This window comes from Cohaesibacter sp. ES.047 (assembly GCF_900215505.1).
Taxonomy (GTDB): domain Bacteria; phylum Pseudomonadota; class Alphaproteobacteria; order Rhizobiales; family Cohaesibacteraceae; genus Cohaesibacter.
The window spans coordinates 510,490-534,018 of sequence record NZ_LT907844.1; the positions used below are offsets into that span (position 1 = coordinate 510,490).

19 protein-coding genes and 4 pseudogenes are annotated in these 23,529 nt (G+C 53.1%); 8 read left to right on the plus strand and 15 right to left on the minus strand.

What is annotated here, in order from left to right:
• The first annotated feature begins 86 nt into the window (after window positions 1–86).
• The 6 genes from CPH65_RS02140 to CPH65_RS02165 all read left to right on the plus strand — a co-directional run bounded on the left by CPH65_RS02140 (window position 87) and on the right by CPH65_RS02165 (window position 7,201).
• On the plus strand, window positions 87–752 hold the full coding sequence (locus tag CPH65_RS02140; protein WP_157747463.1) for a hypothetical protein: 666 nt from the start codon (window positions 87–89) through the stop codon (window positions 750–752).
• Between the two features lie 74 nt (window positions 753–826).
• Window positions 827–2,356 (plus strand): IS21 family transposase, encoded by a 1,530-nt coding sequence (istA, locus tag CPH65_RS02145; protein WP_096171580.1) that lies wholly within the window; start codon window positions 827–829, stop codon window positions 2,354–2,356.
• An 11-nt stretch (window positions 2,357–2,367) separates the two neighbouring features.
• Entirely contained in the window at window positions 2,368–3,126 is a 759-nt protein-coding gene (istB, locus tag CPH65_RS02150) for an IS21-like element helper ATPase IstB (protein ID WP_096171581.1), read from the plus strand.
• A 334-nt stretch (window positions 3,127–3,460) separates the two neighbouring features.
• Window positions 3,461–3,805, plus strand: coding sequence for an antitoxin Xre/MbcA/ParS toxin-binding domain-containing protein (locus tag CPH65_RS02155; protein WP_096171935.1), 345 nt, complete (start codon window positions 3,461–3,463; stop codon window positions 3,803–3,805).
• Window positions 3,806–4,255: 450 nt separating this feature from the next.
• Window positions 4,256–6,448, plus strand: coding sequence for a methyl-accepting chemotaxis protein (locus CPH65_RS02160; protein ID WP_096171936.1), 2,193 nt, complete (start codon window positions 4,256–4,258; stop codon window positions 6,446–6,448).
• Window positions 6,449–6,940: 492 nt separating this feature from the next.
• Complete coding sequence (locus CPH65_RS02165) at window positions 6,941–7,201, plus strand: type II toxin-antitoxin system ParD family antitoxin (RefSeq protein WP_096171937.1); 261 nt, start codon at window positions 6,941–6,943, stop codon at window positions 7,199–7,201.
• 87 nt (window positions 7,202–7,288) lie between these two features.
• On the opposite strand, the gene CPH65_RS02170 is transcribed toward CPH65_RS02165, so the two are convergent.
• The 6 genes and pseudogenes from CPH65_RS02170 to istA (CPH65_RS02195) form a co-directional block, all read right to left on the minus strand.
• Window positions 7,289–8,041: an IS6 family transposase gene (locus CPH65_RS02170; protein ID WP_090075640.1), complete on the minus strand. Its 753-nt coding sequence runs from the start codon at window positions 8,039–8,041 to the stop codon at window positions 7,289–7,291.
• Window positions 8,042–8,094: 53 nt separating this feature from the next.
• Window positions 8,095–8,337 (minus strand): annotated as a pseudogene (locus CPH65_RS02175) (IS3 family transposase); the annotation flags it as partial.
• Window positions 8,338–8,368: 31 nt separating this feature from the next.
• A protein-coding gene (locus CPH65_RS02180; protein ID WP_096171592.1) for an IS630 family transposase occupies window positions 8,369–9,435 on the minus strand; the annotation gives its coding sequence in 2 pieces (ribosomal slippage) (window positions 8,369–8,931 and window positions 8,931–9,435; 1,068 coding nt in all).
• A gap of 81 nt (window positions 9,436–9,516) precedes the next feature.
• Window positions 9,517–9,899 (minus strand): annotated as a pseudogene (locus tag CPH65_RS02185) (IS3 family transposase); the annotation flags it as partial.
• Window positions 9,900–9,961: 62 nt separating this feature from the next.
• A complete protein-coding gene (locus CPH65_RS02190) occupies window positions 9,962–11,185 on the minus strand; it encodes an IS256 family transposase (RefSeq protein WP_096171576.1) in 1,224 nt (407 codons plus the stop codon).
• A gap of 126 nt (window positions 11,186–11,311) precedes the next feature.
• Window positions 11,312–12,720, minus strand: a pseudogene (istA, locus tag CPH65_RS02195) (IS21 family transposase); the annotation flags it as partial.
• Window positions 12,721–12,793: 73 nt separating this feature from the next.
• Here istA (CPH65_RS02195) and CPH65_RS24220 point away from each other — a divergent pair.
• Window positions 12,794–12,934 (plus strand): annotated as a pseudogene (locus CPH65_RS24220) (ATP-binding protein); the annotation flags it as partial.
• A 71-nt stretch (window positions 12,935–13,005) separates the two neighbouring features.
• On the opposite strand, the gene CPH65_RS02205 reads toward CPH65_RS24220, so the two are convergent.
• The 8 genes from CPH65_RS02205 to CPH65_RS02240 form a co-directional block, all read right to left on the minus strand.
• Window positions 13,006–14,076 (minus strand): ABC transporter ATP-binding protein, encoded by a 1,071-nt coding sequence (locus CPH65_RS02205; protein ID WP_096171938.1) that lies wholly within the window; start codon window positions 14,074–14,076, stop codon window positions 13,006–13,008.
• Entirely contained in the window at window positions 14,076–15,257 is a 1,182-nt protein-coding gene (gene nagA, locus CPH65_RS02210; protein WP_157747464.1) for an N-acetylglucosamine-6-phosphate deacetylase, read from the minus strand. Before nagA ends, CPH65_RS02205 begins: the two co-directional genes overlap by 1 nt.
• The gene (nagB, locus tag CPH65_RS02215) at window positions 15,247–16,035 is read right to left on the minus strand and encodes a glucosamine-6-phosphate deaminase (protein WP_197703943.1); all 789 of its coding nucleotides are present in this window, start codon (window positions 16,033–16,035) and stop codon (window positions 15,247–15,249) included. The genes nagA and nagB overlap by 11 nt, the downstream gene beginning before the upstream one ends.
• A 4-nt stretch (window positions 16,036–16,039) precedes the next feature.
• A complete protein-coding gene (locus tag CPH65_RS02220) occupies window positions 16,040–16,864 on the minus strand; it encodes a carbohydrate ABC transporter permease (RefSeq protein WP_096171940.1) in 825 nt (274 codons plus the stop codon).
• Window positions 16,864–17,733 carry a carbohydrate ABC transporter permease gene (locus CPH65_RS02225; RefSeq protein ID WP_244574515.1) on the minus strand — a complete coding sequence of 290 codons (870 nt, stop codon included), beginning with the start codon at window positions 17,731–17,733 and terminating at the stop codon, window positions 16,864–16,866. The genes CPH65_RS02220 and CPH65_RS02225 overlap by 1 nt, the downstream gene beginning before the upstream one ends.
• Before the next feature lie 64 nt (window positions 17,734–17,797).
• Window positions 17,798–19,120, minus strand: a complete 1,323-nt coding sequence (locus tag CPH65_RS02230) for an extracellular solute-binding protein (protein ID WP_096171941.1) — start codon at window positions 19,118–19,120, stop codon at window positions 17,798–17,800.
• Between the two features lie 112 nt (window positions 19,121–19,232).
• The gene (locus tag CPH65_RS02235; protein ID WP_096171942.1) at window positions 19,233–20,198 is read right to left on the minus strand and encodes an ROK family protein; all 966 of its coding nucleotides are present in this window, start codon (window positions 20,196–20,198) and stop codon (window positions 19,233–19,235) included.
• Complete coding sequence (locus CPH65_RS02240) at window positions 20,195–20,911, minus strand: N-acetylmannosamine-6-phosphate 2-epimerase (RefSeq protein WP_096171943.1); 717 nt, start codon at window positions 20,909–20,911, stop codon at window positions 20,195–20,197. Before CPH65_RS02240 ends, CPH65_RS02235 begins: the two co-directional genes overlap by 4 nt.
• 337 nt (window positions 20,912–21,248) lie before the next feature.
• On the opposite strand from CPH65_RS02240, the gene CPH65_RS02245 reads away from it, so the two are divergent.
• Window positions 21,249–22,091 (plus strand): MurR/RpiR family transcriptional regulator, encoded by an 843-nt coding sequence (locus CPH65_RS02245; RefSeq protein WP_096171944.1) that lies wholly within the window; start codon window positions 21,249–21,251, stop codon window positions 22,089–22,091.
• 648 nt (window positions 22,092–22,739) lie between these two features.
• Here the strand turns inward: CPH65_RS02245 and CPH65_RS02250 are convergent.
• On the minus strand, window positions 22,740–23,492 hold the full coding sequence (locus CPH65_RS02250; RefSeq protein ID WP_090075640.1) for an IS6 family transposase: 753 nt from the start codon (window positions 23,490–23,492) through the stop codon (window positions 22,740–22,742).
• Window positions 23,493–23,529: the final 37 nt, after the last annotated feature.

The following is a 23,529-nucleotide window of genomic DNA, read 5'->3' on the forward strand; positions in this document are numbered from 1 at the left end:
ATGCATCGGTCACGGCGTCAAACTGTCGCCGTGACTGAGACAACAACAGCTTGCGCCAACATTGTTCACCCATTGAATGGCCTGCTTTGCTCTACCAATCCGTTCGCCAGCCGCACTCCATTCAGTTTTTCTTATTCAGGATACACTTTGATATGAAAGACCTTTTCATCAGCTTTGGATCATCCATCTGCGTTCAGAATTTCGTTGAAGGCCCACTCTATTGCAAAGAGCTTCAGTCTGACGAAGTCGCGGGCATCATCGCAACCACAAGAGCAGAAGGTGGCAAGATCAAAGGCTACTACGATTTCAGCTCAGAACTGTCGGAAGAAGAAGATCGGCGTCTCCAACAGCTTCTTGTCGCTTTTGAAACAGCAACAGGAACCCGGCTCACCAATAATGACTTTTACTATGAATGCGACGAAGACGGCGATCAGTTCCCGATCATCAACTACGTTCCGACCGTGACCGAAACCTGCAGCATGCTGGTGGTGGAGTATTTCATCCAGTGTTCAATTCTAGAAGACGGACAGATATTTAAACCAAGCAACCCATATGCAGCAGATGGCATGTCCTTCTACCTCTTCGAGAAACAACAAAAGCGAGCCTCAAAGCAGAAGGCCTTCTTCTCTGACGGAATTCCGGATGACATTGCGCATTCCGGTCTTATCCGGCCACTGATTCCGACAGCATCCGGCCACCCATTCCGATTTGATCCGGCCATTGATTCCGGAGCATTCGGCCCCCCCTTGTGAAGGGGATTTGTCGACCGTTTTGAGGTAATCACTCACCGGCTATCTTGTGTTCTTTTGGAACGTGAGAAAGCCCCATGAAGAGATTACCAATGCGCAAGATCCGGGAAGCCCTTCGGCTTCGGGCAGAAGGCTTGTCAGGACGCCGAGTGGCGCAAAGCCTTTCGATAGGACGAGCAACGATATCGGACTATTTCCGTCGCGCGGATTTGGCTGGTTTGGCATGGCCTCTGCCGGTTGATTTGTCTGACAGTGATCTGGAACTTCTTCTTTACCCATCCCAACCTGGGGCGTCCTCTCGCGCGGTACCGCAGCCAGACTGGGCTCATATGCATGCCGAGCTGCGCCGCAAAGGTGTGACGCTGGCTCTGTTGTGGCAGGAATATCGCGAGGTTCATCCTGACGGCTATGGTTACAGCCAATATTGTGCCCGCTATTCAGCGTGGGAAGGCAAGCTTTCGCCGGTAATGCGCCAGCGTCACCCCGCTGGTGAACGGTTGTTTGTCGATTATGCGGGCCAGACCGTGGATGTGATCTGTCCTCAGACCGGTGAAGTGCGCACAGCTCAGATCTTTGTGGCCACGCTTGGGGCGTCGAACTACACCTATGTGGAGGCCAGTTGGACCCAGAGCCTGCCGGATTGGATATCGAGCCATGTGCGGGCCTTCGATTTCTTCGGCGGTGTGCCTGCGATGATTGTCTCAGATAATCTGAAGTCAGCGGTAATCAAGGCCTGTTTCCATGACCCGGCGATCAACCGCACCTATGGGGATATGGCTGCACATTACGATACCGCCGTTGTGCCCGCTCGTCCGCATAAACCCAAGGACAAAGCCAAGGTCGAGACGGCGGTTCAATTGGCCGAGCGCTGGGTATTGGCTCGACTTCGCAACCAGACCTTCTTTGGCCTGGACGAGCTGAACGCAGCAATTCGCCCTCTACAAGATCAGCTCAATGCCAAGGTCACCCGGCATCTGGGTACCAGCCGCCGGGCCTTGTTTGAGAGCCTGGACAAACCAGCCATGAAGCCAGTGCCCCGGGAGCCATACGTCTATGCCGAATGGAAGCAGTGTCGTGCTGGGATTGACTATCACATCGATGTGGACCGGCACTATTACTCGGTACCCTACCAGCTGATCAAACAAAGGCTATGGGTGCGGGTCGCCGCGCGGACCATCGAAGTCTTCCATAAAGGTCAGAGGGTTGCGTCTCACGTCCGCATCTCTGGTAACCGCCAACATTCCACCCAGAAAGAACATATGCCGTCCAATCATCGCCATCGTGCCGACTGGACGCCGGAAAGCATCCGAAGGCAAGCCGTCCGCATCGGCCCCAATGTCGATACCTATGTTGAGGTCGTCATGCGCCGACGCAAACACCCAGAACAAGCCTATCGCAGTTGCATGGGCGTGCTCAAGCTTGCCCGATCTTTTGGCAATGCTCGCCTCGATGCTGCCTGTGAACGCGCGCTCGAGATCAACAGCTACACCTACCAATCCCTGCATTCCATTCTCAAGAATGGTCTGGATCGACAACGCCGAGAAACGCCCACGGACGGCCCCGCGATCACCCACCCCAATATCCGTGGTGCAGATTACTTCCATTGAAAGGACAGGATATGCTGACACATCCAACCCTGGAGCAGCTCAATAGCCTCAAGCTCGACGGCATGGCAGAGGCCTTCACCGAGCTGGCCAGCCAAGACGGAACGGCTGATCTGACCCACGCCGAATGGCTGGGGCTACTCATCGACAGAGAAGCTGCCAGCCGCGAGACCAAGCGGTTCGAGAGCCGAATGCGAACCGCACGTCTGCGCCATGTCGGAGCCGCCCCAGAAGATGTCGACTACAAAACCAGACGTGGGCTGGACAAGGCGCTGTTCCAGCAACTGCTGACAGGTAAATGGATACGGGACAAACGGAACTTGATGATCACCGGCTCATGTGGCGTCGGTAAAACCTGGTTAGCCTGTGCGCTCGCCCAGGCCGCTTGTCGAAGTGGTGTCACCGTGCTTTACAAACGTGTGCCGCGTCTGTTTAGCGAATTGGAGATGGCCCATGCAGACGGGCGCTTCCCGCGCCTCTTTCGAAGCCTTACCAAAACCCAACTCCTGATCCTCGATGACTGGGGACCCGACCGTCTGAATGCAAACCAGAGACGGGACCTCATGGAAATCGTCGAAGAACGATATGGTGCAGGGTCAATCCTGATCACCAGCCAATTGCCGCTGAAAACCTGGCACGAGGTTATCGGCGAACCTACCTTCGCCGACGCTATCCTCGATCGGCTCGTGCACAACGCATATCGCCTCGAACTCGAAGGCCAGTCCTTCCGAAAAACCCATGTCAAAACGGGTGACGAAAACAACAAAAGCTGATACCTAAATCTTCAGGCCTCAAGACGGCACGCCAAAGGTGGCCGGATACTCCGGAATGCGCATGACATTAATGAAGCCTTCGACAGCTAGATGGACAGGTGCTTGATCGATGAAAGATGATGTCTGCGATTAAAGATCGCAGTTTGCTCAAACCGGCCACGCGAAAGAGGAGCATTGCCCTGACTGAAGCTATTTGGGTAACCATCTGTCACAAGATGATTGCTTTCGGCAAACCTTGGGCGTCAAGAGGCTTGAGTTGCTCGAAAGGTGGTCACAGAATTGGCTTATCTCGAATGAACTTCAAAGGCCTGTTTTGCAGAGAGATTACCCAACCATGTCCACGCACTTCGATAGCAACAATCAGATCATATCTGCACGAGCATTCGCCAAGAGACTTGGAATCACTCAGACAGAATTGGCTCTATTGACCGGTGTAGATCGACAATCATTTTATAGGCAATCCGGTTTACGCAAACTGAATGAAGCAGTTCGACCATTAATGAGCATCCTCAACCTAGCAAGCGAGATGACAGGATCTGATCAGCGAGCGGCTCTTTGGTTTAAACATCAACCAATTCCTGGTTGGGCCGGAAAAACTGCGTTTGATTTGGTGTTGGAGCGCAAATCTGACAGAGTTCTTGACTATTTGAAGTCGGTCCAATCAGGTGTCTATTCATAAGTGAATCTGCAATGCACAGATTGGCATATTCCTGACCTGTTCTCATTGAGGCCCATGGAAGAAGCGGCCCAATCCTGCCATTCGCGGTCCGAGTGATGCTGTGTCGCAACATCCCATTTGCGGTCATTCGTCGGTAAGCAGATTATGTATCATCCTTCTCTATTGCTGACATCGAATGAAACACTGCTTTGTTGGAGATCAGGTGGAGACGCAAGGGTAGCGCATCTCACTGCCTAATCTTTCGGGAGTAACTTGATGGGCCGAGTAAAATAACATTTATTTATCGTATAAAAGTAAGTATTACTTACTACATACATAGTTTTTTGACTTCATTAAAAATAAATTTACACAATTTTGGTCTTATATAGCTAGGCAATGTGCAATTTTTAGGTGCATTTTTGTCGGGGTATACTGTTGTTGTCGATCTAATGTGTTCGTCAGAAAGGTAAAATGATGAAATTACAGTCGATTCGCATAAAGATTGTTGGCCTTGCGGCACTTTCCGTTTTGGCAACTGGAGGCACGATTGCCGGAATTTCATTGTATTCATCATTGAACTTGAATGAATATGTAGAGCAGTCGGTTAGTGATATGCAGAGCGAGGAAGCAAAGCGGCTTCTAGGGCAGTTGGCAGGTGTAAAGGCCGCACATATCAAGGAAGAGCTTGATCATGCATTTCAAGCCGCCCGCAATATGGCAAGCGCCTTAGAAACTATCGCAACGAAACCTGAAGATGGAGGCTCTCGGCTCACGTCTCGAAGAACACAGCTGAATGCCTTGCTTGAGCGCGTATTGAAAGATAATCCCAAATTTAATGGAACATATAGCGCCTGGGTGCCAAACGGTATCGATGCGAATGATGATGCCTTCAAAGGACGTACTGATGTTGGGTCCGATGATACAGGTCGCGCTCTGCCCTACTGGGTGCGAGATGCTGTCGGCAAAATCGCACTGCAGCCTTTGGTTGAGTATGACAGTAAAGCACTACATTCCAATGGCATAATGAAAGGCGGTTGGTTTTTGGGTCCAGAGCAATCTGGTAAAGAAAGCCTGCTCGCCCCTTTGCCCTACATTGTGCAAGGAAAAGCAGTACAGCTCGCCACTATTTCCGTCCCAATCAAAGTTGATAATCAGTTTCTGGGCGTCGCAGGATCGGACTTCGATCTCTCATTCATCCAGAAGCTCGCAGACAACGTCAGCCAAACTTTGTATAACGGCAACAGTAAGGCAAACATCATTACCGACAAAGGGCTCGTGGTTGCTTCCAGCAGCACGCCAAAAGCAATCGGAGGTGGGTTCGACAAGATCAATGAGCTTGCTAACATAACACTTGAGCAGCTCAAACTGGACGAAACCCAAGTTACCAATGACGAAACTGCGGGAACTATCCGCGTGACCGCGCCGATTGAACTGGGACGGACAGGTCAGAAATGGGCTCTGATTATCGATGTAAACAACTCGGATGTATTAGCTTCGTCCATCGCCCTGCGGAAAAGCATCGAAGCTCGGTCGGATTCAGCGATCTGGTTACAAATTATTGCAGCATTCGCGGCAGCCGTGCTTTCACTTGGTTTTCTTGCATATTTTGCCAATAAGATATCCAACCCAATCGTTGTCTTGGCTGCCGTATTGCGACGCATTGCAGCAGGAGAAACCGTTGATGAAATTCAGGGTGCAGATCGCAAAGATGAAGTCGGTGAGATCGCCTCGGCATCGGAGACCTTGCGTGTAGGTCTTGAGGAAGCGCGAAAATTACGCGAGGAGGCCACTGCACGTCAAGAGAATGAGCGGCAAGTCCTTGCACGAAGAGAAAAACTTGCAAACAATTTCGTTGAGAGAATGCAGGATTTGTCAGCAAATTTCATCAAGACATCTCAGGAAGTTGGAAGTGCTGCAAAGAAACTGTCCGATACCGCAGAAGAAACATCCAACCAATCCGAGGCTGTTTCATTAGCTTCTGAACAGGCAGCCACCAATGTTGAAACAGTAGCTTCTGCCTCTGAGGAAATGACGACTTCAATTTCTGAGATCAATAACCAAGTCTCACATTCGGCAAGCGTCGCTAATAAGGCACGCACTGAAGCAGAGGCTTCCAATGCCCGCATTCATGAGTTGGCCAAATCCGCAACTGCTATCGGAGATGTCATTGATCTTATCAAAGGCATAGCCGATCAAACCAATCTTTTGGCACTCAATGCCACCATCGAGGCGGCACGTGCTGGTGAAGCTGGCAAGGGCTTCGCTGTCGTTGCTGCGGAAGTGAAGGAACTCGCGACCCAAACAACCAAAGCGACCGAGGAAATCGCCCACAAGGTTGGTGAAATTCAGACAGAGACTGGCACCACAGTATCCTCCATAGGCGAGATTGTTCAGGTGATCACCAATATCCAAGAAATTGCAACCTCAATTGCAAGTTCTATGGAACAACAAGGTGCAGCGACGAGTGAGATTGCTCGAAATTGTCAGGAAGCAGCAACTGGTACGCAACAAGTAAAACACAGTATCGGTGGTGTGAGTGCTGCGGCGAATATGACAAGCCAGGCGTCTGACGAATTGATACAACTGTCACACGGCCTGTCGACAAGCGCAGAAAATCTGAACCAAACTGTGAAGTCGTTTGTTTCGGATTTCGCCGCGGCTTGATAATCACCAATTGCTCGACTTAAAAAGTGCGGAGCGACTAGTTCGCTCCGCTTAGCTTTATTGAAGATCTGGCTGTAACCGCAATTGAAATTAGCTTCAAAACAAAAACCCGCAGCTTACGCAGTCGCTTGCTTCGCAATGGCTGATTTTACAGCCGAAGGCTAACTTTTCGCACACGCAAAAATTGTCCGCTTTGAACGGAGATGCTTAAGCCATGCTGCACTGATGCGAGTCAGCTCTCCGCCCCGTGTTACCAGACGTGCACCTTGTTGCCAAAAAATTTAGGCGCTGCAGCCAATGTCTCAAACGTCCGCGCTCCTGTCACCCAGGCGCTAAAAATGCTGCGCTTCGTTCGAATGGCAGGAATGTAGGGCACTCCGGTGGATCACTCACATTTCTTTTCACTAGCGCCGATCCTCCTTCTTTATCTGACATCGATATCTTGGCAAACTTTGCCAAGATATGATATATAACAGCATTGGAGGTTCTCTGATGGCAACAATGAATGTATCGCTCCCGGAGCCCATGAAGGATTGGGTGACTGAGCAAACCGCTGACGGGCGGTATAGCAATGCTAGCGACTATGTGCGCGATCTCATTCGCCGCGATCAGGCGAGAACACAGAAGATCGCTGCAATGCAAAGCCATGTGGATGCAGGTTTGGCAAGCGGTGTCAGTTCTTCCTCAATGGAAGACATTAGACAGATGGCACGAACAAAAGCAGGCCTGACCGCCTCCAAAAATGAGCTATAGACTATCGCAGAAAGCTCAAGATGAGATCATAGGGGCGCGTCGCAAAGTTTCAATCAGGCCCTGTTTGTGCTGTGATCAGCGTCATTTTCATGCTTCGTTAACTTTTTGAAGTCCAAAGAGGAGAGCAATGAGATCATTCTGTTCGCGAACGGTCCATGTCTCCGCGAAGTCGAAGCCCTTCTTAAGCCACAGCATGGCTTCGAAACCAGCGATGGTTCGTCTCGCAGCATGGAAGGATCGGAAACCACCAATCCTGGGCATATTCTTCTTTACCCTGAAATGATCACTCTCAATACGCTGCTGCAGATGCTTGGTAACATAATGGACTGGGTCCGGCCGCAGGTGGCCTTTGTCGACCGATTGTTTGATCGTTGACGGGAATGTGTTGGCACCGTCAGTGCCGATCTTGCCCGGCGACAGGAGCGGCTCATCCTTGAGCATTTTGTTGAAGAAACGCTTTGCTGCATCAAGATCTCTATTGGCGGTGAGCAGAAAATCCACGGGATTGCCGTGCTTATCTATGGCTCGGTACAGATATTTCCACTTCCCCCGCACCTTGATGTAAGTTTCATCCACCCGAATAGACCCGCAATGGGGTTTGCGAAACCGACGCAACCGTTTCTCGATCAAGGGAGCGTAGGTCAGAACCCATCGGTTGATTGTGCTATGGTCAACTTCAAAGCCGCGCTCAAGGAACATTTCTTCGAGATCCCGATAGCTCAACGGGTAACGCAGATACCAAGATACCGCCTGAATGATCAGCCACGCCTCAAATTGTCTGCCTTTGAAGTCATCTTTCGATTTTCGTTTCAGCTTTTCGGCAATGGCATTGAGAATCATACGACGCTCCTTCAATAAATCGGAGCACCTTCTCACCGCACAAATCTCAAATCCTGGTTAACGACAAAAGTTTGCGACAGGGCCGGATAGATTTTATGTCCCGGCGCTGGCTTTGATGTATTGGGGCGACGGTAAATTGCCTCGATGCCCATCCGCTTCATCAGCGTTGAGACATGAAGTCGACCAACCTTGTGTTCCTCGCCAAGCAAGAGGCCCTGAAGCATCCGGCTGCCCGCAAAGGGATAATCCAGATGCAATTGATCAATCCGGCGCATCAGCTTCAGATCGGCGTCAGATGTCGGCTTCGCGGTGTAATACCAACGGCATTTAATTCTGACCTTCTTGAGCCCATTTTCTCATACCTATTGAATGGATGATGGTTGGGTTGGCGGAGAGGCTCTTCCATGCTTGGCAACCAGCATCAAGAATGGCGGCATAGTCTTCGAAGACCCGATTGGACAGGAAGGTACCGCGCAGATACTGCCAAATATTCTCAACTGGGTTCAGTTCCGGTGATTTGGAAGGCAACAGGAGGATGGTGATATTCTTGGGCACGTTGAGTCTGCTTGTCGTATGCCATCCGGCACGATCCATCAGCACCACGGCATGAGCGCCGCGCGCCACTGTCCTTGAGACTTCTTCGAGGTGCATTTGCATGGCCTGTGTATTTGCAAAAGGCATCATCAATCCCGCGCCAACGCCACGCGCTGGACATATTGCACCGAACAGATAGGCATTTTTATATCGCTGATCGGCTGGCAGACGTGGTCTGGTTCCCTTTTTTGCCCATAGTCGGGCCAGTCCATTCTTCTGACCAAGCCTAGCCTCATCTTGCCACCAAATCTCGATGGGCTTGTTCTTTGGCAAATGGCCTACATGCGCTGCCAACGTTGCGGAGAAGTTTTTTTGAAAGCATCAATGACTTCAGGCTTTTGTTCTGGATGTTGAGGTCGACCAGATATGCGCACATACCCCATGCGGCGCAAAAGATCCCGTACTCCACGTTCCTTGTAGGAGACCCCAAACCGCTCTTGGATCACACGCACCAGATCCTGGCTACGCCAGACAGAGACGCCGTCCTTCTCAGGATCAGGACCGGTTTCAACGATAGCAACAAACTCTTCGAGCTGTTCTGGGCTCAAGCGCATGGGAGCGCCGGTTGCTTTGATGTCGACAAGACCATCGGTGCCTTGCTCATTGAAGCGAAGAACCCAATCTCGCAAAGTCTGGCGGTCCATACCGCCGACTTTGGCGGCATCAGCACGGTTCATGCCGTCATAGACAGCCGCAATGGCCAGTAGGCGGCGGCTCTGTTTGGCATTGCGGCATCCTTTGGCAAGACGGCGCAAACTATCGGCGTCAAAAGCATCGCTAAGAATCAAAGCGGCAGACATGGCAAAATCTCCTTTGCCATGTTGAATCACGCCAGTGCTAAAAATGGAATCCCTAAAGAGTCAGAACTTCACGCCCTTGGTATAATACAAACAACCTCGACTGATGCCCAGTGCCTTCGCTTGCCGGGACAAGGAGAGTTTATGCTTGGGGTCAATCATTTCTTTGCGCTCAACAGGCCGGCCTTGCTGAGCGCTCCGCTTAAAAAATCATTCTCAAGCGTCAGCTCCCCGATTTTGGCGTGAAGAGTTTTGACATCAACTGTCGCCGGCTCAGGGGCCTTCGTGTCCTTCTCAAAGACATCACTGGCGCCTTCAAGCAGATGGTCCCGCCATTGCTTTATCTGGTTGGGATGAACATCGTATTGTTGGCCAAGCTCACTTAAAGTTTGCTCACCTCGAATTGCGGCTAAGGCTACCTTGGACTTGAATGCGGATGTGTGATTACGTCTGGGACGGCGTGCCATAGTTGGGTCTCCTGTAAAGCCATAAAGGGGACTATGCAGAATTTTGTGCCCTGGCGCTTTGATTACGCCATTTGGAAACGATCTTCGAACATTATTGCGAACTGGCTTTTCACTGAGTGCCATTCGCGCACGGAGCGTTTCCATTCCACAGAAGTAGCATTCAGGGCGAGATAAATCAATTTCGCAGCTGCCTCGTCACTGGGGAAATGCCCGCGGGAGCGAACGGCCCGGCGGATTTTCGAGTTCAGTGCTTCAATGGCGTTCGTGGTGTAGATCAGCCTGCGCACTTGGGGCGGATAGTCAAGGAACGGGATCACCTCGTTCCAAGTCCGGCGCCAACTCGGCGCGATTGCCGGGTATTTGGCGGCAAGGTCGCTGTTTTCGAACTCCGCCAGCGCAGTCTCCGCGGCTGCTGCGTCCACAGCGGTGTAGACAGCCTTAAGAGCCGCTGCGACGGCCTTGCGATCCTTGTAGCTGGCAAAGCTCATGGAATGGCGCAGCAGATGCACGATACAGGTCTGGACCTGGGTCTGAGGAAAGGCTGCCTCGATGGCCTGGGGGAAGCCCTTCAGACCGTCCACGACGGCGATGAGAATGTCCTGAACGCCACGGTTGCGCAGATCGCTGAGAACTTTAGCCCAGAACTTGGCACCCTCATTGGCCTGGAACCAAAGCCCCAGAACGTCGCGGGTGCCGTCCGGGAGAACAGCCAGGGCCACAAAAACCGCCTTGTTCAGAACCACGCCGTCGGTGCGGATCTTGACCCGGATCGCGTCCATGAACACAATCGGATAACACGGTTCCAGCGGGCGGTTCTGCCAGGCGGTCACTTCCTCCATCACGGCATCGGTGATCGCCGAAATCAGGCTCGGGGACGCCTCTATACCATAGATATCCTCGATATGCCCCTGGATCTCGCGGGTCGTCATCCCGCGCGCGTACATGCTGATGATCTTGGTGTCGAACTCGGGAAAGCGGCGCTGATACTTGGCGATCAGCAGAGGATCAAAGCTGCCGTTGCGGTCACGGGGAATGTCGAGAATGACCTTCCCGCTGTCGGTGGTCACCGTCTTCTGGCTGCGGCCATTGCGACGATTTGGCGCCTGGTTCGCGCCTTCAGGCGGCGCATCGGCGCGTTCTTCGGTCAGATGCTCGTCCAGTTCGGCGCTCAGGGCTCGTTCGGCCAGCGCCTTGGTCAGTTCTTGCAGAATCCCGTCCTCTCCGAACAGATCGCCCGCTTTGCGGCCTTCCATCAGATGATCCAAAAGGGCTTTGTCGATGCTCATACGTGGGTCTCCTCATATTAGAGTTACCACGCCAGGGCACAAAATTCTCCATAGTCCCCCATAAAGGCAAATTACAGACCGAAAATCCACTTATATCACTTGTTCAGATTTCCCGAGCCACCTCTGTTTGCGGTCGATGAGCCTGTGTAACAGGTTCAGGATATGTGTCTTGGTTGGTACTCCGGCCTCCAGAGCCAGCTCGATTGCCTGTAAAACCACGCCTTCTTCGTGATGCAAAACCAAGGACAGGATATCGACCATCTCTCGGTCTCCACCTTCTTTGCGAAGCATGTATTCTTGTAGGCGGCGGAAGGCCTCGGGCCTTTCTGTAAAAGGCGCGCCGTTGCGCAAAGCCCCAGGTTTGCGTTGGATTACCGCCAAATAGTGTCGCCAATCATAGATAACCTTTGTCGGTTTGCGGTGCGATCGGTCGATAATACGCTCATGGGCGCAAAGCACTTGACCTTCAGCCACGACAACCAAGCGGTCTGGATAAACATGCAGGTTAACTGGGCGGTTCGCAAAGCTGGCCGGAACACTGTAGCGAACGCGCTCAAACGTAATCAGACAAGTTGGTGATACGCGTTTGCTGTGTTCAACGAAGCCATCAAAGGCGGGCGGTAACGTCATCAGAGTGGGCTTCTCAGCTTCCCAGACATCGGCAATGGAACCGGGCAGCGTTTGATGGGCTGTCTCCGCCCACAAAGCGATGCACTTGTCTTCTAGCCACTGATTTAGCTCCGCAAGATCTTTGAAGACAGGCATGACGTGCCATAGGCGATTGCGCGCATCCCGGACGTTCTTCTCAACCTGACCCTGTTCCCAACCCGCAGCCGGATTGCAGAACTCGGGTTCAAAAACATAATGGCTGGCCATCGCCTTGAACCGAGCATTGATATCACGCTGTTTGCCGCGGCCAACACGGTCTAAGCTGTCTTCATATTGTCGTAGATACCGCGCCCGGGAACACCAACAAAAACACGGAATGCATGCCAGTGAGCATCAAACAGCATCTCATGGGTTTGAAGGGGATATGCTCGTACCAGAAAGGTGCGGCTGTGAGAGAGCTTGATATGGGCCACCTGCAATTTAACACGTTCGCCTGCAACGGTTGCCCAATCCTCACTCCAATCAAATTGAAAGGCTTCTCCTGGCTGGAATACCAACGGCACAAAGGTACCGCGACCAATCGTCTGCTCTGCACGCTGTCGATCAGTGCGCCATGCACGGGCAAAAGCCGCCACCCGCTCATAGGACCCATCATAGCCGAGCTTCACAAGATCAGCATGAATCTGCTTCACTGTCCGGCGCTCTTTGCGTGGTTTGCGCAGTTGTAATAATAGCCAGGCAGACAACCGATCTGCATAAGGATCCAATTTGCTTGGTCGAAGTGGCGTCTTGAACTTCGGCTCAACCACCCCCTCACGAAGATATTTTCTGATGGTGTTCCGAGACAATCCCGTGCGACGAGAAATCTCGCGAATTGGCATTTTGTCACGTAATGCCCAACGTCGAATGACACTCAAAAAGCCCATGTCGATCAATCCAAATCTCCCCGATGTAAATCGTCGGGGACCAGTGTTCACATGGGTCAATTCTCAGTGACATTCAACAGACCTGCCATTCAAAGAATGGACGGAAACCTTCGGCACTAAACGCCTCACCCATCATGTGAGCATCCTGGAAATGAACGGCGAAAGCTACCGCCTAAACCAAAACCGCGCCCAACTCGCCACTGCCGGTAAGTGATCTGGAAAGGATTGGCCTGCTTTTGCTCCGCCCCAGTGGCAGGTTTTTACGCCGCCGTTGACAATCCGATATCACTCGTAGTCCCGAATGGCTGTGCCATGCGCGTCGAATAAGTGAACATCGGAAGCATCGAACAACAGACCGACTTCGGTATTCACTGCGGGTAGTTCACGACCCAATCCGCGCAAGTTGAGGGTTTCTCCGGTCGCCAGTGTCACAAAAATACTGGCATCCGCACCCAGATATTCAACATGGGAGACAGTACCTGAAAGCGCCGCGTCGGCAACGCTCCCGAGCCGTAGATGTTCGGACCGAAGCCCCAGCACTGCCACGCTTCCCTTATAGCCGCCAAGGATCTCAATCTCTTTTGCCCCCCCATCCAGCTTGATCGTCTTGCCATTCTCCCCGCTTGCGGGCAACAGGTTCATCTTTGGGCTACCGATGAATTGGGCAACGAACCGGTTGACGGGGCGCTCATAGAGCATCTGAGGGGTGTCACATTGCATCAACTGTCCGTCAGATAACACGGCGATGCGGTCAGCAAGCGTCATTGCTTCAACCTGATCATGGGTAACGTAGACGATTGTGCCAGAAAGGGTTTCATGCAGGCGTGCAATTTCCAGACGGGTCTCGGTGCGAAGGGCGGCATCAAGGTTCGACAGGGGCTCATCGAACAGGAAGGCGGATGGTTCGCGCACGATCGCCCGTCCAATCGCCACACGTTGTCGCTGACCACCAGACAGGGCTGAAGGCTTACGATCCATATAGGGTTCGAGCTTGAGGATGCGGGCAGCCTCTGCCGTCTTCTCCTCGATCTCATCCTTTGGCATCTTGATGGTCTTGAGGGCAAATTCGATATTCTGCTTGACCGTCATGTGCGGATAGAGGGCGTAGGACTGAAACACCATAGCCATGTGGCGATCAAAGGGCTGCAACTTGGTCACGTCGCGCCCGTCGCTGATGATCGCGCCAGAGGTCACCTCCTCCAAGCCAGCGATCAGACGCAGCAGGGTGGATTTGCCACAACCGGACGGGCCAACAAACACCATGAACTCGCCATCCTTGATCTCCAGATTGACACCTTTGATGATCTTCTGGTCATCGAAGGATTTTCTCAGGTCTTTGAGTTGTATGCTGCCCATTATGTTTCCTTCGCAAATTGGTTGCTGGTGTCCTGATAGAGAAATTCGCCATCGCTGAGTGTCGCAAGAACGCGAAGGCCGCTGTCGCAAAGTGTCAGACTGGCTCTATAGCCCGAAGCAACCCGACCCAATTCGTCAGCAACCCCAAGAGCAAGAGCAGGCGTCGATCCCGCCATCGCCATCGCCGCTTCGACAGGCGCGCCGGCGTAACGGATCATGTTCCTGACCGCCTCGTCCAAGTACAGATGAGCGCCGCCAAGGCGCCCCGTTTCATCGCAAAGGCGCCCGTCTTTGAGATAGACCCGCTTTTCGCCGAAATCGAATTCCGTCGTGGTGCCACCAAGTGTCAGCATCGCGTCGGTGACCAGACAAATCCGCTCCGGACCGATATGATCAAAGGCAAAACGCAGGTTGGCCGGATGCACATGCATGCCATCGGCAATGAGGCCTGCAAAAGGCAATAGGCCCTCGATCACCGCACCTATCGGTCCCGGCTCACGCCCCATCAGTGGCGGCATGGCGTTAAAAAGATGGGTCGCACCCGCCAACCCGGCGCTCGACAGATCACGCAACAGATCGTATCCGGCCGCGCTGTGCCCCACAAAGACCCGCCAACCCGCCTTGGACAGGCGCGCTATGGTTTCAGAGTTTGTCTCTTCAGGCGCAAGCGTGATGATGCGTGGGTAGGAAACCGTGCGCTCCAGCAGAGCCATATCACTGTCTTCAAGTGGCCGGATGGCGTCGGCGCGATGAATGCCGGGTTTCTCCGGGCTGATAAAAGGCCCTTCCAGATGCAGTCCAAGCACGCCGTCGATGGGTTCGCTTATGGCCTTTTCAACGGCGTCTATTGCGGCGCTATAAGCGCGTCCACTTTCAGTGATGAAGGTTGGCATAATATGGGCCACGCCGCCCGCAGAAGCAGCTCTTGCCATGGCGGCAAGGCTGGAAGCGTCTGGCGTATCGTTGAACTGGCAATCTCCTGCACCATTGATCTGAATGTCAATAAATCCGGGGGCGACGATGTCGACTTCGATGCATCTTCTGGACGAGAAGGTGCCGCGCTCTCCGATCGCCTCAATCAAGCCATCTTTGATCAGGATGGCCCGTTCATTGACTGCCGGAGCACTGAAACCGGGATAAAGCGTTGTTGCTTCAATGACAAACTCGGACTTATTTGACAAAATACACCTCTTCCCCACCGGGATGAATGCTTTCGTAGAAGTCGCGCAGCTCAAGTTTGGATGCGGCGTCTTCATCGACAATCACTGTGGCATCTGGGTGGAATTGCAAGATCGATGCCGGGCAGGATGTGCTCACCGGCCCTTCAAGCGCTTTCGCGACCGCATCAGCTTTGCTGGCACCGGTTGCCAGCAGAATGATCTTTCTGGCTTGCATGATCGTTGCGATGCCCATGGTAAGTGCATGGGTTGGAACCGTTTCATCGGGTTTGAAAAAGCGGCGGTTGGCGGCCATGGTCGATCGAGCCAGCTTCTTGATCCGCGTGCGGGAGCCAAGCGACGAAGACGGTTCATTAAAGCCAATATGGCCATTGAGGCCAATCCCGAGTAGCTGCAGATCAATGCCGCCCAGCTCGGCGATCATTGCTTCATATCGCTTTGCTTCTTCTGCCGGATCGGATGCATCACCGCGCGGCAAATGGGTGTTTTCAGGTTTGATATCTATATGGTCGAACAGCAGCTTGCTCATCGTTGTCCGGTAGGACTGCGGGTGATCTGCGTTCAGACCAATATATTCATCCAGATTGAAGCTCTTAACCCCCGCAAAGGACAAGTTCATACCACGGGCACGCTCGATCAGTTGCGCATAGACCTGTTCCATCGTTCCACCAGTCGCCAGCCCAAGTGACGCATCGGGTTTCGATACAAGCAGATCCAGGAGGCGCTTTGCGGTTGCGCTCGCCGCAGAGACGGCATCGTGATGGATGAGGATTGTGGCCAATGATTTATCCTTTCACGGCACCGGCCAGCATAGACCGACCGATCTGCCGATACATGATAAGCCCTAGAATGACGGGCGGTGCGGACGCCACGACGATGACAGCCGCCGCCACACCCCACTGGACGCCCCCACCTCCGGCTGAGAAGAAGAAGGATGCGCCAACGGTCATGGGGACTGCCTTGCTGGTGGTAAGCATCAAGCCAAACAGGAATTCGTTCCAAGCTGTGATGAAGCCGAAAACGAAAGTCGTGGCAATGGCCGGCCGGATGAGCGGCAGTGTCAACCGGCTGAGAATGCGTCCCGTGCGCGCTCCGTCCATACCCGCCGCCTCATCAAGCTCGCGCGGAATCTCCGCAACGGCATTGATCAGCAAAACGAGCGCCAAAGGCAGGTTGACGACCGCGAGAATGAGGCCCAGACCAAACCTTGTGTCCAGCAACCCCAGCGTCTGATACATCATGTAGAGGGGAATGGCGAAAATGATCAGCGGCATTGCACGCAGATTGACCACCAGTGGCAGCAAAAGATCGCGCCCGTAGTCGCGCCTTGCGATGGCAAAGGCCAGCGGGAGACAGAGCAGAATCGGCAGGATCGTGCCAATCAGGGACGCCGACAGCGAGTTCGCCAGATAGCTCCAGATATTCAACCGGTCGCTGACCGTGAAGACAGCTGCGAAATTGTCGAGTGTTATGGCACGCGGGATCAGACTGGCGTTGGAAATGACATCGGCCGGGGTCTTGAGGGCCGTGACGATGGTCGCGATGACCGGAAAATTCATGACCAGAGCAGCAACGACGAACACCAGCCAACGGATTGCATTCATAACCATCAGGCCTGTTTCCTCTTTTTCAGCAACCAGCCGACCAGCCAAAGCAAGCCGAAAGCGACAATGAACAACAGAACCGAAGCGGCCAGAGCCTTGCCGATGTCGGCGGATTTAAAGAAGGCGGTATAGATATAGATGGACAGGGAAGTGCTGGAGCCCCCGGCTCCCGAGCCGATAAGCACATAGATATTGTCGAACACCCTGAAACCATCGATGAAGCGGATGCCAAAGGCGACCAGCAGGGTTGGCAGCAGGGCTGGTAGTTCGATGTGGGTGAACAGGCGCAAGCCACGGGTGCCATCCACCTTGGCCGCTTCCCGGATATCGTTGGGAATGGAGGAATAGGCCGTGTAGAACAGCAATAGGGTGAAGGGGGTCCACTGCAGCGTCTCAATCACGACCATTGTCTTGAAAGCCGTTTGCGGGCTGAGAAATGCCGGGCTTTCACCAAAAAACTCAAACAGATAATAGGGCAGCGGACCGACAAACTCATGCAGCACCAGACGATACATCAGGCCCATCATGGACGGAGCGATGATCATCGGCATCATGAAAATGGCCATAAGCCAAAAGCGTTTCTGGATTAGTGGGGCGAGGAAAACCGCAAGAAAGAGCCCCAAAGCCGTTTCAAGCGTTGCCGTCAGAAGTCCAAAGCGGGTGGAAAAGCTCACCGCGCCCCAGAAATAGGGATCGCCCAGCACTTCACGATAATTGCCAAATCCCGAAAGGGTCGGGTCTCGCAAATTCTCGAAACTGACTGTCGATACCGAATAGATCAGGTCGAGGACTGCGGGAAACCCCAACATGGCCAACAGAAAAATGACAACCGGCGCTGCAAGAATCCGGTTTTCCCGGCTTGTTTCATTGGCCACAATCTATGTCCTCGTCAATGGAAGGCCGGAGTTCGCGGAAGCGAACCCCGGTCGATCTTGATGATTATTTCAGCAGCTTGGCCATACCGGATTTGGCTTCAGCCAGAGCGTCATCAAGGCTTTTGACATCGCCCCAATAACCAGTAAAGGCCTGGGCTTGCAGCTCATAGACCGAGAGTGCCGATGCAGAGGTTGCACCATTCATCACGTAGCCATACTGGGATGCATAGCTGCCCAAGGGCACCAGATCCGGGCGATCTGCTGCTACCGCATCAAGCGCAGGGCCTTTGAGGCCGGGAGCGCCGCCAGCTTTGGCGTAGATTTCCATGGCATCGGCTGTTGCCAGCCATTGCAGGAACTTTTGGGCACCTTCCTTGTTCTTGCCGGACTTGTTGATACCAAGGCCCAAACCATGCACATGGGTAAAGCGGCCTTCCGGTCCTTTGGGAGGGGCTATCGTCTTGGTTACACCAGCCACAACCGGGTTCTTTTCCTCGTTGAGCAGATCACCGGCGGCAGCGTTCCATTGAACCATGATGGCGACCTGCCCCGAACCGAACGCGGCATTGGCTTCGGGAAACTCGTAGGACAGGGAATCCTTCGGTGTTGCCCCGGCATCGAGCAGCTTGCGGTATAGCTTAAGGCCGGTCTTGTATGCCTCGGAATCAACCGTGATGTTGCCATCGGCGTCCATCCAGTCGGCGCCATAGGCTCGCGGCAGGGACTGGAAGATCATCATGTTGAACAACAGGTTCTTCATCTGCAGAACCGTTCCGTAGCGGGTCGGGCTGTCGCTGTTGACCGACTTTGTGAAATACAGCGCGGTGGCAGCCCAATCGTTCCAGCTCCAGTCTTCCGGTTTTTTGGGCTCCATCGCCTTGCCCAGATATTCCTCGGCAATTTCGGAATAGCGGGCCTTGGCAGCGTCGTCGGACAAGAGGGCATCAATGAGATCATTGCGGTAATACATGAAATGCAGGGAGAGGTCGGTCGGAACGCCGAATTGCTTACCTTCATATTGCATGGTGCTCAGGACGGCGTCGCCGAAGACGTCCTTCGCTCCATCACCAAGGTCTACCGGCTCCATGAAGGGTGCATAACGGCCAATCGAGTAGGTCGCAATCAGGTTGATATCAAAGGCATCGGTGCTCGCGGCAAGATCGGCAGCCAGTTTGTCATAGAAACCATCGCGGCTGAAGAAAAGCAACTCCACCTTGTTTTCGTCGGCGACTCCCGGTAGCGCATTGTAGGCTTTGGTGGCCGCGCGCAGGGCAGTTTCTTCCGGCCCTCCAGGCCAGCCCAGAACGGTGACTTCGGCCTGCGCCGCCATGGATATTGTGCTGAGAGCACCGCACAACAATGCCGGCAAGAGATAATTCAATTTCATTTTATTCTCCTCTGTGACTTATGTCTTGTTGATCAATTCGTTCCATTCCTTCTTGCAAGACCATCCGGTTCCATCGGCAATCTCACCAGCAAAGAAATTCCAATTTCCATGATCACTGCTGATCAACAGCAAACTGCAATGCCCCAAACAGAGGGCTGTCCTGACCAAGCTCGGCCGGCTGTAGATCGACGTTGAAAAGCTCAGGTTCTTCATTCAGAAGAATGTGCGAAACGCACTCCAGATAGCCGGTTGCCAGTCCGACACTGCCGCCAATGACAATGCGGTCCAGTCCCAAAATGGTGCGCAGATTGGCGCAAAGCTCGGCAATCGAGCGGGCGGATTGTTCCACCACAGAGGTCGCCCAAGGGGTTCCCTGTTGCCACAAAGCAAAAACTTCCGGAGCGGCCACATCCCTGCCAGCAAGGTTGGATCCGTAACGGGCAATCGCCCGTCCACTGGCGAGCGATTCTATCGTACCAACGCGTCCCGAGCCGCAGAGCTGATCGCCTTTGAGGGCGGTTGAGAAACCCACGTGACCGGCCAGACCATCATCGGATTGCAGGAGCTTGCCATTGAGTACGAGCCCACCGCCAACACCGGTTGACACGGTTATGTAGGCCATACTGTTCGAGCCAATACCCGCCCCGAAGCGATATTCGCCAAGGGCCGCAGCAGCAGCGTCATTGACCAGCGTCACAGGGCCTGAAAAACGATCTGACGCCAACGTCTTCAGGTTGGAACCGGTCAGGTTGGATAGGGTCGAGCGGTTGACTGCCATCCAGTCGCCGTTTCGGGTAACTCTTCCTGTCAGAGCAGCCCCGACGGGCGTTCCGCTCACATGTCCGACCTCCTGAAGAAGAGCCGCCATACTGTCGAGCTGGCTATTGATGTCTGCTTGACCAATAGTCTCGGCGCGTGCGCGAGCGACGATGCACCCCTTGTCGAACCGGGCGGCAGCAATTTTGGTGCCGCCAATATCAAGTCCAGCTCCACTGAGAAGATTGGCATTCATGGCGTCACACTCGCTTTCAGCTGGCACGGCGGGTCGGGTCGGGTTGACCGATAGGCAAGAGGTCATGGCTGGCTATCTTTTTTGGTTGCAGCGACCGATTTCGAAAACAGCTGTGTCATATATTCCAGCCGCGTAAGAACAGATCCCACTGTCACACAGTCTGCACCGTGTTCAATCGCGGCTCGGCAAAGCTCCGGTGTTGAAAACCGACCCTCGGCGATGACAAAGCAGTCTTTCTTGGCAAGCGCTGCGAGCAGGGGAAAATCCGGTTCTTCCGGTGTCGGCGCCTCTCCAGTGTAACCGGACATGGTGGAGCCGAGAATGTCTGCCCCCTCGCGAAGGCAAGAATCCGCTTCCTGTTCTGCCGCCAAGTCGGCCATCACAAGACACCCCTGTTCATGGGCGATACTGGTGAGGTCGGCGAAAGTATGAGGACGAGAGCGATCCGTGCCGTCAATCGCGATGATGTCGGCACCGGCCTCTGCCAAGGCCAGAACATCTTCCGGCAGGGCGGTGATGCGGATGGGCCATTCGTCAAAATCCCGTTTGACGATTCCAACAATCGGAGCGCTTGGCAAGGCAGCTCGCACCGCAGCCACCCGTTTGACACCTTCAATCCGCAGCCCTTGCGCGCCCCCATCGATGGCAGCTCTTGCCATTGCCACCACAACCTCATCGCAGTCCATTGCTCCGCCGTCAATTGGCTGCACCGAAACAATGAGGCCATTTTGCAGCGCGTTGAGGGTGTCAGCCTTGCTGTCTTTTACTCTTCCCGTCATCAGGTTTCCTAAGCACTTCAGAGATTTTCAGCACAATTCTGCGCTTGAGTTGATACGACCTTATATCTGAAAAAATATTTTGACAATAATTTTTTCTAAAATAATTTAATGTGATAATTATTTGTTATTTTCATTGATTTATGAGCAATTGACCCATAACCTGCATCAACAACGCGGCGGGGTTGGGATGAACAGATCCGTCTGCTCATAGAGCTGGATGGCCTTCTAGAACTTGTTCTGATAAGTCATTTTGGAGCTTTTCTCGATTGGTCAACTGTTTCGACGTAGTCGAACCCATTTGCGCCATTAACCTCACTGATGCCGGGCAAGTGAAAATATGAACCAAGGTACAACCCCAGTTCTTTCGGAAATTCGGTTCAACGGGGCCAATATGACGCCGAAGTTGCGCAAGATTGCCCAGTTTATCTCTCAGCATCCCGTAGAAGTGACGACCATGTCGGTGGATGAACTCGCGGCCAGCGCCAACATTAGCGTCGCAACGATCTATCGCTTTTGTCGGGAGTTGCAATACCAGACCTTCTCCCAGCTCAAGCTAGCGATTGCCAAGGAGATTTCAGTTGAGAATGCCTTGAAATCAGACGCAGATGATACGCTGGAGAAAGATGATACCCATCGATTCACGGCCTATCTGACGGGGTTGGAAGCCACCCGCGATTTGCTTGATCTTGATAAGATTAACGAAGTTGCTGATCTTGTCGTTTCGGCACGCCGCATCATTATTGTGGCCGTGGGCGCTTCCTCTGTGGCTGCAACCTTTTTGCATTACAAATTTATGCGTGCAGGACTGATGAGTCATCGGCCAACAGATATGCATTTGGCAACCATGCTCGCCTCCAACGTTGACGAGCGCGACATGATCATTGCGTTTTCCGCCTCAGGAGGCACGCGGGACATCATTGATGTTCTCAAAATAGGTCGACGAACCAATGCTTCCATTGTTGGCATCACTGGCCGACGGCGCAACGCCGTGGCAGATTTAAGCAGCTTGCATTTGCTCGCAGTCGCCTCAGACAGCCCCCTCACCAGCGGTTCGGGACTTTCGGTTATAAGCCAAATTTCCGTGGCGGATACAATTTATGAAACCCTGTACTGGCGCGATCCGAGCGTGCGCAAAAGGATTGATCTGGCCGCAGATTCCGTGATCTACAAACACGTCTGAATTCTGTGGACCATGAATGTCTCCTGTTGGCCCGGCGACGATGTGGCAATCGATGGCCGAGTGGATTTGCAAGATGCGGAGGAACTGGAAACATGATGCGGCTTGCCACCTGCTGCATATCAGCCAGTAACAATGTCGGACTTGAAACAGGTCCAGCTCGCCAGCACATGATGCCTGCCTTAATCCGCATTCCGCCACCAAACAGGCCGCCGTTGGGATTCCTGACAAAATTTGACCAAGCCTATGGAGCCGCCTTCCACGGGTGATGTATCCGGGGATTGGAAGGGGCTGTGACTTCTAGTATGAATCTAAAGCTTCGGGATAAACCTTAGCCTTACCGTTCAGGTTTCTGGGACCACTTCAGATCGGCATGCTCGAAAGGAGCATGATGCGCTGTTCCAATAGCTTCCATTCCTTCAAATTTTAGTCAAAGCGCTAAATCACCCTTCACCATAGCAGCAACAATCCGGCGCTCGGCTACGCGAAAATACCATTTAGATAAAATTCGAACTATTCCGAAAAGAGGATACACAGCGCTTTCAGGCAATTTGATCTCAGGTTCTAGCCGGAGATTGAAACGCCATGAAAACGGGGGGCGCGTCGCAAAGTTTCAATCAGGCCCTGTTTGTGCTGTGATCAGCGTCATTTTCATGCTTCGTTAACTTTTTGAAGTCCAAAGAGGAGAGCAATGAGATCATTCTGTTCGCGAACGGTCCATGTCTCCGCGAAGTCGAAGCCCTTCTTAAGCCACAGCATGGCTTCGAAACCAGCGATGGTTCGTCTCGCAGCATGGAAGGATCGGAAACCACCAATCCTGGGCATATTCTTCTTTACCCTGAAATGATCACTCTCAATACGCTGCTGCAGATGCTTGGTAACATAATGGACTGGGTCCGGCCGCAGGTGGCCTTTGTCGACCGATTGTTTGATCGTTGACGGGAATGTGTTGGCACCGTCAGTGCCGATCTTGCCCGGCGACAGGAGCGGCTCATCCTTGAGCATTTTGTTGAAGAAACGCTTTGCTGCATCAAGATCTCTATTGGCGGTGAGCAGAAAATCCACGGGATTGCCGTGCTTATCTATGGCTCGGTACAGATATTTCCACTTCCCCCGCACCTTGATGTAAGTTTCATCCACCCGAATAGACCCGCAATGGGGTTTGCGAAACCGACGCAACCGTTTCTCGATCAAGGGAGCGTAGGTCAGAACCCATCGGTTGATTGTGCTATGGTCAACTTCAAAGCCGCGCTCAAGGAACATTTCTTCGAGATCCCGATAGCTCAACGGGTAACGCAGATACCAAGATACCGCCTGAATGATCAGCCACGCCTCAAATTGTCTGCCTTTGAAGTCATCTTTCGATTTTCGTTTCAGCTTTTCGGCAATGGCATTGAGAATCATACGACGCTCCTTCAATAAATCGGAGCACCTTCTCACC